Source organism: Pseudomonas asplenii, from assembly GCF_001293465.1.
GTDB lineage: Bacteria > Pseudomonadota > Gammaproteobacteria > Pseudomonadales > Pseudomonadaceae > Aquipseudomonas > Aquipseudomonas fuscovaginae_B.
Genome location: NZ_JSYZ01000021.1, coordinates 41,749 through 55,744 on the forward strand (window position 1 = coordinate 41,749; position 13,996 = coordinate 55,744).

The window sequence follows — 13,996 nt, forward strand, 5'->3', positions numbered from 1 at the left end:
AATGAGCATTCCGAGCCGGTTTTTAACGCTGCATAACCAAGTTTCAAGCGATTTCGTACATAGCCTAGCACCCTGATCGAGTTTACAGAACGAGTCGTATTGCCCCATGTGTGGACGTTTTGCCCTGTTTCGCTGGAACCCCGCCTTTGCAGCCTTGCCCGGTTTTCCCGCCGATCAGCAGGCGCAATGGAACATTTCGCCCAACGATTCGGTGCTGATCCTGCGTGCCAACGCCGGCCGGCGTGAACTGGCCAGGGCCCGCTGGGGGCTGACGCCGGCCTGGCTGACCGACCTGTCGCGCACGCCGGCCCATGCCCGGGCCGAAACCCTGGCCGAGCAGCCGATGTTCCGCCAGGCGTTTCGCGAGCGGCGTTGCCTGTTGCCGGCCAACGGTTTCTACGAGTGGCGCGGCACCCAGCGCAAGCGGCCGTACTGGCTGACGCCGGCCGAGGGCTCCAGCCTGTTTTTTGCGGCGATCTGGGAGGCCTATCCGGTGCAGGAGCAGGTCTGGCTGAGTACGGCGGTGGTCACGCAATCGGCGGCCAGTCAGCGCCGACCGCTGATTCTCGATGAAGCGGGGCAGGCCGCCTGGTTGGCCGAGGACACCCCGTTGCATGTGTTGCAGGGGTTGCTGGCCAGCCCGCAGATGCCGTTGCGCGAGCGCCTGCTGGCCAACCTGGTGAATGATCCGAAGCTCAATGCGCCGGAGTGCCTGACGCCGGGTTGAGGCCCGGCAATGAGTTGGCTCCTGTCGGGGCCGGGCTGGGTGTTGAACCGGAAACCCTGTAGGAGCCGGGCTTGCCCGCGAAGCTTTTAGCGGCCTGGAGGTCCCTTTCGCGGGCAAGCCCGGCTCCTACAGGGGGTGGGCTTTTTCAGGCTAGACCTTGAACTGATTGATCAGGCGCCGCTGCTGCTCCGCCAGCTTGGTCAGTTGCGCACTGGCCGTGCTCGACTCGTCGGCCCCGCCGGCCACCTCGTTCGCCACCTGGCCGATGTTGATCACGTTGCGGTTGATGTCGTCGGCCACCGCGCTCTGTTCCTCGGCCGCGCTGGCGATCTGGGTGTTCATGTCGTTGATCACCGACACCGCCTGGGTAATGGTTTCCAGCGCCTCGGCGGCCTTGGCCGCGTGCTGCACGCTTTCGTCGGTCTTGTGCTGGCTGTCCTCCATGACCCTGACCACTTCGCGGGTGCCCTGCTGCAACTGCTGGATCATCGACTGGATTTCTTCGGTGGCCTGCTGGGTCTTCTGGGCCAGGTTGCGCACCTCGTCGGCGACCACGGCAAAACCACGCCCCTGTTCGCCGGCGCGGGCCGCCTCGATCGCCGCGTTGAGCGCCAGCAGGTTGGTCTGCTCGGCAATGCCGCGAATGGCGGTGAGGATCGCGTTGATGTTCTCGCTGTCCTTGGCCAGGGTCTGCACCACGCCCACGGCGCGGCCGATTTCCACGGCCAGGTCGCCGATGGCGGCGGAGGTATCGCGCACGATGCGCATGCCATCGCTGGCGGCCATGTCCGCGTGGCTGGCGGCCTGTGCCGCCTGGGTGGCGTTGCGGGCCACGTCCTGGGCGGTGGCGGTCATTTCCTGCACGGCGGTGGCCACCTGATCGATCTCGGCCATTTGCTTGTGCACGCCCAGGTTGGTGCGGATGGCGATGTCGGCCGTGTGTTCCGAGGAGTCGCTGACGCTCTGCACCGAGGTCACCACCTGGCTGATCATCGCCTGCAACTTGATCAGGAAGGTGTTGAAACCCTTGGCGATCGAGCCCAGTTCGTCGGCGCGGTCGCTGCTCAGGCGGCGGGTCAGGTCGCCTTCGCCCTGGGCGATATCGTCGAGCATCGCCACCATCTGCCGCAGTGGCCGGGCGATGCCGTGGCCGACCAGCCAGATCACCAGCAGGCCGAGCGCGGCGATGACCAGGCCGACCACCGCCATGCCGAACACGTCGGCCTTGCGCTGTTCGTCCAGTTCGCCCTGGAGTTTCTGCAGGTCGGCCATCACCGCGTTCAGCGGCAGTTGCATCATCAGGGTCCAGCGTGCATCGCTCTGGCCGATGCCGAAGGGCAGGTACAGCTCGATCAGCCCTTTGCTCTTGTCGACGTTGTAGGTCACCTCGCCGCGATTGAGCTTGCCCATGGTCGCGACTTTATCGGCATCGAGGATATCGCTGACCTTTTCGCCGAACTTGCTCGGGTCCTTGGTGTAGGCCACCAGTCGGCCGTTGGTACCGACCAGGGCCATGTTACCGGCGCCGTTGTACAGCTTCTGGTTGGCCGCCAGCAGCATGTCCTGGATGAAGTTCACCGACAGGTCGGCACCGACGATGCCCTGGAAGGCGCCGCCTAGCATGATCGGCTGGATGAAGGAGGCGAGCATCACCATCTTGTCGCCGACCTTGTAGGGCGCCGGGTCGATCACACAGGTCTTGCCGGTTTCCTTGGAGCACAGGTAGTACTCGCTCGCCCGCACGCCGGTGGACAGCAACTTCTGGTCGTCCACGTCCACCAGGGTCGAGAAGCCCAGGCTGCCGTCGTCGTTGCGGAACCACCAGGGCAGGAAACGCCCGTCCTTGGCCGCGCCGGCCGTGGCGTTGCCGGCATAGGCCGCGTCGTTGTGATCCAGGGCGTTCTTTTCCCAGGCGATATAGGCGCCGAGCACCTTGGGATTGCGCTCGACATTTTCCTTGATCAGGCTGATCAGCTGTTCGCGGCTGATGCTCAGGACCGGCTTGCCGTCGGCGTCCGGAGTGCCGATCAGGGCGTTGACATGCACCAGGCCGGAGGCGATCAGCAGAGGCGCCTCGAGCTCGCGCTGGATCTGGCTGACCTGGGTTCTGGCCAGGGCATTGAGACGTTGTTCGATGACTTGTTCGAACTGTTCCTGGGTACGTTGTTGCACCATGTCCTGGGTCTTGGCACCGGACACCAGGGCATAGATCACCAGGGCGGCGACCACGCTGAGAACGATGGCGCCGGCCAGGGCCGCGACGGAAAACTGAATCGACTTGAATTTCATGGAGGCTCCGGACGCGGTAGGTGACGTCTGTACGGTTATATCGGCAGGGCATCGGCCGGGCATTAGGGGGCGGGCAGGAAATGACTGTTTTGAGTGTGCCCATGTCGTAAATGAGTAAGTCCCCAGCTCTGATGGATCGCGCTGTGGCGCTGATCGTGAATTTTTTCCTACAAATGTTGAAGCTCGTCTGAAATCCAGGACTACAGATGCTTTGTATCTGGCGTCGATACACATCACCGCCTAGGATAGCCGGCAGTTTTCAGGGAGAGTGTTCATGACTAAACGATTGGTTTTGTGTGCGTTGACGACAGGGCTGCTGCTGGCCGGGTGCCAGGCGGTGAATACCACCAGTGGTGGTGCCGTGGGTGTCCAGCGCCAACAATATATGTTCAGCATGTTGTCGAGCCAGGAAGTCGATCAGATGTACGCCCAGTCGTATCAGAAGACGCTGGGTGAGGCGAAGGGGTCGGGGGTGCTGGACAAGACCAGCACCAATGCCAAGCGGGTTCAGGCCATCGCCAACCGGCTGATCGCCCAGGCGCCGACATTCCGTCCGGATTCGGCCCAGTGGCAGTGGGAAGTCAATCTGATCAAAAGCGATGAACTGAACGCCAACTGCGGCCCTGGCGGCAAGATCATCTTTTACAGCGGCCTGATCGACCAGCTCAAGCTGACCGACGACGAGATCGCCGCAGTGATGGGCCATGAAATCGCCCACGCCCTGCGGGAGCATGGGCGCGAAGCGATGTCCAAGGCCTACGGGCTGGAAATGGCCAAGCAGGGTGCGGGTGCCCTGTTCGGCCTGGGCAAGGACAGCCTGGCGTTGGCCGATACCGTGGCGAACTATGGCATGACCCTGCCCAACAGCCGCGAAAACGAAAACGAGGCCGACCTGATCGGTCTGGAACTGGCGGCTCGCGCCGGCTACAACCCGAATGCGGCCATCAGCCTGTGGAACAAGATGAGCAAGGCCTCTGAAGGCGCGCCGCCGGAGTTCATGAGCACTCACCCGGCGTCCAGCAGCCGGATCGCCTCGTTGCAGGCGGCCATTCCGAAGGTCATGCCGCTGTACCAGCAGGCCCGCAAGTCCTGAGGACCGCAGAGCCTGTCCATTGCCCACGGTGGCGGGGGCTGCCCCTCGCCACCGTGGTTCCCATCAGATCCAGCCGCTGCTCTGCAGTGCCTTGTACACCGCGACGAGCGCCAGGATGAAGAACGCCGAGGCGGCCAGGCGACGGATCAGGGTCAGCGGCAGCTTGTCGGCGGCGAAGTTGCCGGCCAGCACCACCGGCACGTTGGCAATCAGCATGCCCAGGGTGGTGCCGATGATCACCAGCCACAGTTCCGGGTACTGGGCCGCCAGCATGACCGTGGCGACCTGGGTCTTGTCGCCGATCTCCGCGAGGAAGAAGGCAATAAGCGTGGTCAGGAACGGGCCGAACCGGCGGCTGGTGCTGGCTTCGTCATCGTCCATCTTGTCCGGTACCAGGGTCCACAACGCGGTGGCGGTGAAGCTCGCGGCGAGAATCCAGTGCAGGACCGCATCCGAGAAGAAACTGCCGAACCAGGCGCCTACCGCACCGGCTGCGGCATGGTTGGCCAGGGTCGCGGCGACGATACCGGCGATGATCGGCCAGGGTTTGCGAAAACGAGCTGCCAGGATGAGCGCGAGCAATTGCGTCTTGTCGCCGATTTCGGCCAAGGCAACGATTGCGGTGGGAACGAGAAGGGAATCCAGCATCAGGTTTTCCTAAGGGGCGGGTCGACACGGCTATGACACGTACAGCCTTCCCGCCCCGGGTAAGGTGTGCGTGTCATAGGTCTTGTCAAACCCCGGGCTCGTCTGTGCGAACCGTGGGTCGCATGCGCCATGGTCTGAGGACCAAGTATGTTGACGCATGCCGGACGAGCGTGGCGCTCGTGGGAGACTACTCCCCTAGGACGGAGCGGATTCTGCCTAGGCAAAACCCATTGCGCAAGCGTTTATTTTTCAGCGACGCCGGGCGCTGTAGATTCGGAAACCGTCGCCTTCGGCCTGGGTCACGCAGGGGCCCAGGTGTTCTTCGATCAGCGGCTGATAGCGTAGGAAGCTGTTGGCGACCAGGCGAAGTTCGCCGCCATTTTGCAGATGTTTACCGGCTTTTTTCAGCAGGTTCTCGCTGGCCTGATAGTCGGTGTGAACCCCGGTGTGGAACGGTGGATTGCTCAGGATCGTACTCAAACCGAGGGGGGCGGCCTCGATGCCGTCCCCGGTCAGCACTTCGCCTTCCAGACCGTTGGTCGCCAGGGTCAGGCGACTGCTGGCGGCGGCGAACGCATCGACGTCGAGCAGGATCACCTGGTTGTCCGGGTAGCGGCGTTTGACCACGGCCCCGAGCACGCCGGCACCGCAGCCGAAATCCAGCAGGGGGCCGCCAGGCAGATTGTCCAGGTGTTCGAGCAACAGGGCCGTGCCACGGTCGAGCCGGCCATGGCTGAACACACCCGGAAGGCTGACCACGGTCAGTGGGCCGTCCGTCAGGTCCAGCCGGTAATGCCTGGCCAGGCTTTCCAGCGGTTTGGCCTGCGGGGCCTCGGCGACGGTGACCTGCCACAGCTGGCAATGCCGCGCGCTGTCGAGCTTGCGCGGTTTGCCGAGTACCGACAGCTGTTTGGCCGCGCCTTCGATGCCGCCGCGTTTTTCGCCGACCAGGAACAGCTCGCCGCCAGGCAGCCGGGCGGCGACGGCATTGAGCAGGTAGTCGGCCAATTCGCGGGACTTGGGCAGGAACACCACGGCGGCGTCGAACGCCGCCTCGGGTGGGGTTACGCCAAAGTGGCTGCGTCCGGCGAAACGCGCGTCGAGCGCCGCCTGGTCACCGGCATGCCAGCACCAGCCGCGGGCATTGGGCAGGTGGCCGAGCAGGTCGTCGGCGGGCAGGCCCACCAGCAGCAGGTTGCCCTGGAAATATTCGGCCTGACGAAGCAGTACTTCACTGCGCGGATCCATGGTCTGCTCCCTGAAAAAAAGTCCGGCAGTCTATCAATTGACGACCCGCAGCGCTGCCCCGGCGAAAAAGCCCCGGGCGTTTTCCGCCAGTTGGCCGACGATGCGCTGCCGGGCTTCGCGGCTGCCCCAGGCGTTGTGCGGGGTGACGATCAGCCTCGGAATGTCGCCGGCCAGCAGCGGGTTGCCGGCGCTGGGCGGCTCGACGCTGAGCACGTCGGTCGCGGCACCGCCGAGATGACCGTTGCGCAGGGCATCGGCCAGCGCCTGCTCGTCGATCAGGCCGCCGCGGGCGGTATTCACCACGAAGGCGCCCGGCTTGAGCAGGGCCAGCTCGGTGGCACCGATGAAGTGGCGGGTGTGTTCGTTCAACGGGCAGTGCAGGGTCAGGGCATCGACCTGTGGCAGCAATTGCGCCAGGGGGATGCGGTCGTCACGCTGCGGCCGGCCGGGAATCTGCCCCAGCAGCACGCGCATGCCGAAGGCTTCGGCCAGCCTGGCCACCGCTCCGCCCAGTTCGCCATGGCCGAGCAGGCCGAGGGTCTTGCCCTGCAGCTCGACGATCGGGAAGTCCAGCAGGCAGAACTGCGTCGCCTGCTGCCAGCGGCCTTCGCCCACGGCCTTCTGGTAGTCGTTCAGACGGGTCGCCAGGGCCAGCAGCAACATCAGCGTGTGCTGGGCCACCGACGGCGTGCCATAGGCCTGGCAGTTGCTGACGGTGATCCCCTGTTTGCGGGCAGCCACCAGGTCGACGTTGTTGGTACCGGTGGCGGACACCAGGATCAGTTTCAGCTCGGGGCAGGCCGCCAGTGTCGCGGCATCCAGCGGCACCTTGTTGCTGATGGCGACGGTCGCGCCCTCCAGGTTTTCCAGCAGGTTCTGCGCCGTGGTCCGGCTGCACAGGCGCAATTCATCGAAGCAACTGCGCAGGGGGGCGAGGTCGAGATCGCCGAGGTCCAGGGACGGGTGATCGAGAAATACCGCGCGGCGAGGGTGGCTCATCAACTGTACCTTTTTTGCTGTCGGGTGAACGCGTAAGGTAGCCAGCCTAACAGATGACCTGCCCAGTGGCCTGTGTGGCTAAATTCGCATACCCCACTCCGGGCCCAGGCTTCGCCAGACTGCGCTGCCACTCCTCGCCGTAGCCCTGCTACGACTCGTCATGGCGCCTTGTCTGGCAAACCCCTGGACCCGAACTTGAGTGTTCGAATTAACCGTACAGGCCACTCGTTACCGAGGAGTCCACCGACGTGTCCATGTACCTGACCGAATTCTTGACCGTTGCGCTGATCCACCTGCTGGCGGTGGCCAGTCCGGGGCCCGACTTTGCCGTGGTGGTAAGGGAAAGCGTGACCCACGGGCGCCGTGCCGGCACCTGGACCGCCCTGGGGGTCGGCAGCGCGATCTTCCTGCATGTCGGTTATTCGCTGCTGGGCATCGGCCTGATCGTGTCGCAGTCGATCGTGCTGTTCAACGTGCTGAAATGGCTGGCAGCAGCGTACCTGCTGTACATCGGCTTCAAGGCCCTTCGCGCCAGGCCGGCGGCGGCGAGCACCGAGGCGCTGGGCAGAGAGGCTGGCGAGCGCACGGCGCGTGGGGCCTACGTGGCGGGCTTCGTGACCAATGGCCTGAACCCGAAGGCGACGCTGTTCTTCCTGTCGTTGTTCACCGTGGTGATCAACCCCCATACCCCACTGGCGATCCAGGCCGGCTATGGCGTCTACCTGGCTGCCGCCACCGCGCTGTGGTTCTGCCTGGTGGCGCGGCTGTTCAGCCAGCCGCGGGTTCGCGCCGGCTTCGCCCGCATGGGCCACTGGTTCGACCGGACCATGGGCGCGGTGCTGATCGCCATTGGCGTGAAGCTGGCGTTCAGCGAGATGCGTTGAGTGCGCTGAACTGGTTCAGATTGGCGACGTACTCCCGCGGATTCTCCCCGAGCAGGCGGCGAAACATCGAGCTGAATGCCCGGGCACTGCCGTAGCCACAGGCCTTGGCCACCTGCTGCACGCTGTCTCCGGCCAGCAGTCGGGGCAAGGCTTCCATCAGGCGCAACTGCTGGCGCCAGGTGTTGAAGTTCATCCCCAGTTGCTGCTGGAACAGCCGGGCCAGGGTCCGGGTGCTGGCCCCGACCTGCAGGGCCCAGTCCTCCAGGGTGTTGGGGTGGGTCGGGGTCTGCAGCAGGGCCAGGCAGATCCGCTGCAGCCGACGGTCGCTGGGCATGGGAATGTGCAGCGGCAGGTTTTCCAGGGTGGCGAGTTCCTCCAGCATGAGTTGCTGGATCAGCGGGTTGCCGGCCTGTTTCGGCCCCTGCACCGCACGCATGATCAGTTCGCGCAGCAACGGGGTGACCGCCAGCACGCAGCAGCCCTGGAGGTTGGCCGGTGACAGCTCGGCAGCGACGAACAGCGAGCGCATGCGCACCTCGCCGCTCATGAAGATTTCATGTTCCACCTGCGGTGGAATCCACACCGCCCGGGTCGGCGGTATGATCCAGGCCCCCTGGTCCGTCACCAGCCGCATCACGCCGCAGACCGCGTACAGCAACTGCGCTTCGGCATGCCGGTGCCGCTCCTGGTGAGCGCCATCGGGGTAGTCCCGCGGGTAGGCACTGACGGGGGCGTGGAGAAAATGGCTGATCAGCATGTGCGCCAGACTCACTCTGTCCGATTCGATGACTTATATGGCAGAAATGCGTTTTATTGCCAACCTAGCATAAGGCTCCCCCCGACTTTCGTGAGGCGTGCCTTCATGCACCAAGCCAGAAACGTGATCCGTTACATCAATGCCGCCCATGTGATCGATCACATGTTCATGCTGATCTTTCCCGCCGCCGTGCTGGGTATGGGCGAGACCTTCGGCCTGGATTTTGCCGCGATGATCGGCCTGTCCCTTGGTGGTTTCATCGCTTTTGGCGCCTGTTCGCTGCCGGCCGGCTGGCTGGGCGATCGCTGGAGTCGACGCAGCATGATGCTGCTGTTCTTTTTCGGCATCGGCGCTGCGGCGGTGTTCACCGGCCTCACCCGCACGGCGCCGATGCTGACCCTGGGGCTGACGCTGATCGGCGTCTTCGCCGCGATCTATCACCCGGTCGGCACGGCGATGCTGGTCAGCTACGCACGCAACCGCGGCCGTGAAATCGGCATCAACGGCATGTGGGGCAACCTCGGCGTGGCATTCTCGGCGTTGATCACCGGTCTGCTGGTGGCGTACTTCGGCTGGCGCGCCGCATTCATCCTGCCCGGAACGATCTCGATCCTGCTGGGCGTGGGCTTTGCCTTGCAGGTTCGCGAGGAGCCGATTCCGTTGACCGCCCACACCCGCCCCAAGGGTGAAAATGGCCGGCAGATCTCGATGGTCATGGTGTTCAGCGTGCTGGCGCTGGTCACCGCCACCGGTGGGGTGGTGTTCAACGCTACCACCATGACCTACCCGAAGCTGTTCCAGGAGCGCCTGCATGAGCTGTTCGCCTCGCCGCAGACTCTCGGCCTGGTGGTCAGCCTGGCCTATGCCTTCGGCGCGGTCGCGCAGTTGAGCATCGGCCGGGTGATCGACCGCGTCAGCCTCAAATGGCCCTTCGTGCTGCTGACGCTGTGCCAGGCGCCGCTGCTGTTCGGTCTGGCCCAGGTCGATGGCCTGTCGGTGCTGGTGCTGGGGGCGGCGCTGATGTTCGTGGTGTTCGGCCAGGTCACGGTGAACGACGCGATGGTCGCCAACTTCGTCGCGCCGCAGTGGCAGGCGCGGGTATTTGCCCTGCGCTACTGCCTGTCCTTCGGCGCCAGCGCCACGGCGATTCCGCTGATCGCCTACCTCGAGCCGCGCCAGGGATTGAGCGGGCTGTACCTGGTCCTGGCCGGGTTCGCTGCCCTGACCTTCATCGCCGCACTGGTGTTTCCCAGGACCCCGGCACAGTTGCCGGCGGGGCAGGTGGCCTGAGGTTCGCGCTGTTTCGGCGTGAATAATGTCCCCTAGCCATTATTCGCGTCCGTCTGCAAATCATCCCTTTGGCTGATTTAGAGAGTGCGCGGCGCCTCTAGAGTGCCTATCTTTAGCCACGACCGTGCAGTCAGAGAAAGGGAACTCCATGTTGCAGACACGCGTAATTCCGCCCGCCGAAGGCGCTTATCGATACCCGCTGCTGATCAAGCGGCTGCTGATGTCCGGCAGCCGCTATGAAAAGACCCGCGAAATCGTCTACCGCGACAAGGTGCGCTACAGCTATCCGACCCTGGCCGAACGGGTCGCCCGCCTGGCCAACGTGCTGACACAGGCCGGGGTCAAGGCCGGCGACACCGTGGCGGTGATGGACTGGGACAGCCATCGCTACCTGGAGTGCATGTTCGCCATTCCGATGCTGGGTGCAGTGATCCACACGATCAATGTGCGTCTGTCGCCGGAGCAGATCCTCTACACCATGAACCACGCCGATGACCGCTTCGTGCTGGTCAACAGCGAGTTCGTCGGGTTGTACCAGGCGATCGCCGGGCAACTGACCACCGTGGAGAAGACCCTGCTGCTCACCGATACCGACTCGACCACGGCCGATCTGCCGAACCTGGTCGGCGAGTACGAGCAACTGCTGGCGGCGGCCAGTCCGGTCTACGATTTCCAGGACTTCGACGAGAACTCCGTCGCCACCACCTTCTACACCACCGGCACCACCGGCAACCCCAAGGGGGTGTACTTCAGCCATCGGCAACTGGTACTGCACACCATGGGCGTTGCGACGGTCATGGGCAGTGTCGACAGCGTGCGGCTGCTGGGCACCAACGACGTATACATGCCGATCACCCCGATGTTCCATGTGCACGCCTGGGGCCTGCCCTATGTGGCGACCATGCTCGGGCTCAAGCAGGTCTATCCCGGGCGCTACGATCCGGAGTACCTGGTGGAGTTGTGGCGCCGGGAGAAGGTCACCTTTTCCCACTGCGTGCCGACCATTCTGCAGATGGTGCTCAACGCCAAAGCCGCGCAGGGCGTCGATTTCAAGGGCTGGAAGATGGTCATCGGCGGCAGCGCATTGAATCGCACGCTGTACGAGACGGCCAAGAGCCGCGGCATCCAGTTGACGGCCGCCTACGGCATGTCGGAGACCGGGCCGCTGGTGTCCTGCGCCCACCTCAACGAGGAATTGATGGCCGGCAGCGAGGACGAGCGCACCACCTACCGGATCAAGGCCGGTGTGCCGGGGCCGCTGGTCGAGGCGGCGATCATCGACGATGACGGCAACTTCCTCCCCGCCGATGGCGAAAGCCAGGGTGAGCTGGTATTGCGTGCACCGTGGCTGAGCGAAGGCTACTTCAACGAGCCGGAGAAGGGCGCCCAGCTCTGGGCCGGGGGCTGGCAGCACACCGGCGATGTCGCGACCCTGGACAGCATGGGCGTGATCGACATCCGCGACCGGATCAAGGATGTGATCAAGACCGGCGGTGAATGGGTGTCGTCCCTGGCCCTGGAAGATCTGGTCAGCCGCCATCCGGGCGTCCGCGAAGTGGCGGTGGTGGGTATCGCCGATCCGCAATGGGGCGAGCGTCCGTTTGCCTTGCTGGTACTGCGCGAGGGCCATCAGCTCGATGCGCGGGAACTCAAGGAACATCTCAAGCCGTTCGTCGAGCTGGGCCACCTGAGCAAGTGGGCGATCCCAAGCCAGATCGCCGTTGTTACTGAAATTCCCAAGACCAGCGTCGGCAAGCTCGACAAGAAGCGTATCCGCCTCGATATCGTCGAATGGCAGGAGAGTAACAGCGCCTTCCTTTCCACCTTGTAATTCCTTCTCGCCACGCCCGTCCGGGCGTGGCAATCCCCGACCAAGCAAGCGCTTGCCTTGCCAAATGATTTTTTTCGGCCATGCTTGCCGAGCCGATTGTGGCGAGGCGGGTCAAAAGGCTGTGCCAGAGTGGTTGCGACTGCAAATCACACTTTAGAGGGATCAAGCAGTACTACCTGCTGGCTATAGTCCGCCCAGGGATTTTCAATAACGGAGCAGGCACGCGCTATGAACGTGCCACCTCGAACGAGACAGGAAAGCGGGATTTCCATGTGACGGGGCGTTCTTGAAAGTGCTCACTGCCATAACAATAAAGTACATGGAGTAGTGTCGATGATCTCAGTAAACCAGTTCTGGCGCCGGGCGAAGTTGCCCCTGGCCGTCAGCCTCGCCTCTACGCTCGCTTGCCCCGCATTCGGTGTCAGTTTCAACATCGGTGAAATCGAGGGCAGTTTCGACTCGTCGCTGTCGCTGGGGGCCAGTTGGTCGACCCAGAACCCCAACAAGAACCTGATTGGCGTCAACAACGGCGGCAAGGGCCTGTCGCAGACCTCCGATGACGGACACCTGAACTTCAAGGCCGGGGATACCTTCTCGAAGATCTTCAAGGGTATCCATGACCTGGAACTCAAGTACGGCGATACCGGTGTGTTCGTGCGCGGCAAGTACTGGTACGACTTCAAGCTGGAAGACGAGGACCTGAGATTCAAGAACGTCAGCAACGACAACCGCAAGGAAGGCGCCAAGTCGTCCGGCGGGCAGATTCTCGATGCCTTCGTCTACCACAACTATTCCATTGCTGACCTGCCGGGCTCCGTGCGTTTCGGCAAGCAGGTGGTGAGCTGGGGTGAGAGCACCTTCATTGGTGGCGGTATCAACTCCATCAACCCGATCGACGTGTCGGCGTTCCGTCGTCCGGGGGCCGAGATCAAGGAAGGCCTGATTCCGGTCAACATGTTCTATGTGTCCCAGACGCTCACCGACAACCTGTCAGCCGAGGCCTTCTATCAGTTGGAATGGGACCAGACGGTGACGGATAACTGTGGGACGTTCTTCTCGCAGCCCGATGTGATTTCCGATGGTTGCAAAGACAACCTGCGCCTGCTGGCCAAGCGCTCGACCATCGGTGCGGCCAGTCCAGCTGCCCTCGCGGGTTTGACTGCCAGGGGCCTGGACATCAACGAAGAGGGCACGCTGGTTCGTCGTGCCGGTGACCGCGATGCACGCGACGGCGGTCAATTCGGTGTCGCGTTCCACTATAACTATGAGCCGCTGGATACGGAGTTCGGCGCGTACTTCATGAATTACCACAGCCGTGCGCCGATCTTCAGCGCTACGGCGGCAAACCGTGCGGCGTTTCTCACCGCACCCGCATTCGGTTCACTTGCCCCGGTCTATATTGCGGGTAACTCCAGTTATTTCGTCGAGTATCCGGAGGACATTCGTCTATATGGCCTGAGCTTCTCCACCACGCTGCCTACAGGCACCGCCTGGAGCGGCGAACTGAGCTATCGTCCAAACGCTCCAGTTCAATTGAATACCACGGACATCCTGTATGCCGGCGTTACCCCGCTCACCGGTTTTGGCAATGCCTCCCCGCTGAAGGGGGTGATCGGTCAGGACCTGCACGGCTACAACCGCAAGGAAATCACTCAATTCCAGACCACGTTCACACATTTTCTTGACCAGGTCATGGGCGCGAGTCGCTTGACCCTGGTAGGAGAGGTGGGTGTGACCCATGTAGGCGGGCTTGAGAGCAAGTCCAAGGCTCGTTACGGTCGCGATCCGGTATTCGGCCCTGGCCGACTGCCGAATGGTTTCTGCGCAGCCCTCAATACTTCGACGATTGCGGGTGCTGGCGCTGGCGCGGATGGCAGCAACCGTACCTCCAACTGCGACAACGACGGCTTCACCACCGCCACCTCCTGGGGCTACCGCGCCCGGGCGATCTGGGAATACCCGGACGTTTTCGCCGGGGTCAACCTCAAGCCGAACGTGGCCTGGTCCCACGACGTGAAAGGCTACTCGCCAGGTCCTGGCGGCAACTTCGAGGAAGGTCGCAAGGCGGTCAGCCTGGGCCTCGATGCCGAGTACCAGAACACCTACACCGCGAGCCTGGCCTACACCAACTTCTTCGGCGGCGACTACAGCACGGTGGATGACCGTGACTTCGTGGCGCTGAGCGTCGGTGTGAACTTCTAAGCGGGCTGAATTTCAGGAAGAACAAGAA

At 63.4% G+C, this 13,996-nt stretch carries 11 protein-coding genes, 1 pseudogene and 1 riboswitch; of the genes and pseudogenes, 6 read left to right on the forward strand and 6 right to left on the reverse strand.

Features of this window, described 5'->3' with window-relative positions; translation table 11 throughout:
* Nucleotides 1-106 precede the first annotated feature (106 nt).
* On the forward strand, nt 107-727 hold the full coding sequence (locus PF66_RS25490) for an SOS response-associated peptidase (protein WP_054058553.1): 621 nt from the start codon (nt 107-109) through the stop codon (nt 725-727).
* A gap of 150 nt (nt 728-877) precedes the next feature.
* On the opposite strand, the gene PF66_RS34045 is transcribed toward PF66_RS25490, so the two are convergent.
* Nucleotides 878-1,720, reverse strand: a complete 843-nt coding sequence (locus PF66_RS34045) for a methyl-accepting chemotaxis protein (protein WP_416773424.1) — start codon at nt 1,718-1,720, stop codon at nt 878-880.
* Between the two features lie 15 nt (nt 1,721-1,735).
* A pseudogene (locus tag PF66_RS34050) lies at nt 1,736-3,250 on the reverse strand (HAMP domain-containing protein); the annotation flags it as partial.
* Between the two features lie 40 nt (nt 3,251-3,290).
* Here PF66_RS34050 and PF66_RS25500 point away from each other — a divergent pair.
* Nucleotides 3,291-4,109, forward strand: coding sequence for a M48 family metallopeptidase (locus tag PF66_RS25500; RefSeq protein WP_054058555.1), 819 nt, complete (start codon nt 3,291-3,293; stop codon nt 4,107-4,109).
* Nucleotides 4,110-4,172: 63 nt separating this feature from the next.
* Here PF66_RS25500 and PF66_RS25505 read toward each other — a convergent pair whose 3' ends face one another.
* The 3 genes from PF66_RS25505 to PF66_RS25515 form a co-directional block, all read right to left on the reverse strand.
* Entirely contained in the window at nt 4,173-4,757 is a 585-nt protein-coding gene (locus tag PF66_RS25505) for a TMEM165/GDT1 family protein (protein ID WP_054058556.1), read from the reverse strand.
* 87 nt (nt 4,758-4,844) lie between these two features.
* A riboswitch (yybP-ykoY riboswitch) is annotated at nt 4,845-4,966 on the reverse strand.
* Between the two features lie 40 nt (nt 4,967-5,006).
* Nucleotides 5,007-6,005, reverse strand: a complete 999-nt coding sequence (locus tag PF66_RS25510; RefSeq protein ID WP_054064163.1) for a class I SAM-dependent methyltransferase — start codon at nt 6,003-6,005, stop codon at nt 5,007-5,009.
* A 33-nt stretch (nt 6,006-6,038) separates the two neighbouring features.
* Nucleotides 6,039-7,004: a 2-hydroxyacid dehydrogenase gene (locus PF66_RS25515; protein ID WP_054064164.1), complete on the reverse strand. Its 966-nt coding sequence runs from the start codon at nt 7,002-7,004 to the stop codon at nt 6,039-6,041.
* Between the two features lie 254 nt (nt 7,005-7,258).
* Here PF66_RS25515 and PF66_RS25520 point away from each other — a divergent pair, with 254 nt between their 5' ends.
* On the forward strand, nt 7,259-7,888 hold the full coding sequence (locus tag PF66_RS25520; protein ID WP_054064165.1) for a LysE family translocator: 630 nt from the start codon (nt 7,259-7,261) through the stop codon (nt 7,886-7,888).
* Here PF66_RS25520 and PF66_RS25525 read toward each other — a convergent pair.
* Nucleotides 7,872-8,645 (reverse strand): AraC family transcriptional regulator, encoded by a 774-nt coding sequence (locus tag PF66_RS25525; RefSeq protein ID WP_054061451.1) that lies wholly within the window; start codon nt 8,643-8,645, stop codon nt 7,872-7,874. The two genes, PF66_RS25520 and PF66_RS25525, sit on opposite strands and share 17 nt — an antisense overlap.
* A gap of 105 nt (nt 8,646-8,750) precedes the next feature.
* Here PF66_RS25525 and PF66_RS25530 point away from each other — a divergent pair, with 105 nt between their 5' ends.
* The 3 genes from PF66_RS25530 to PF66_RS25540 all read left to right on the forward strand — a co-directional run bounded on the left by PF66_RS25530 (nt 8,751) and on the right by PF66_RS25540 (nt 13,968).
* On the forward strand, nt 8,751-9,935 hold the full coding sequence (locus tag PF66_RS25530; protein WP_054064166.1) for an MFS transporter: 1,185 nt from the start codon (nt 8,751-8,753) through the stop codon (nt 9,933-9,935).
* Nucleotides 9,936-10,083: 148 nt separating this feature from the next.
* A complete protein-coding gene (locus PF66_RS25535; RefSeq protein WP_054061453.1) occupies nt 10,084-11,766 on the forward strand; it encodes a fatty acid--CoA ligase in 1,683 nt (560 codons plus the stop codon).
* A 333-nt stretch (nt 11,767-12,099) separates the two neighbouring features.
* Nucleotides 12,100-13,968 (forward strand): DUF1302 domain-containing protein, encoded by a 1,869-nt coding sequence (locus tag PF66_RS25540; RefSeq protein ID WP_054064167.1) that lies wholly within the window; start codon nt 12,100-12,102, stop codon nt 13,966-13,968.
* Nucleotides 13,969-13,996: the final 28 nt, after the last annotated feature.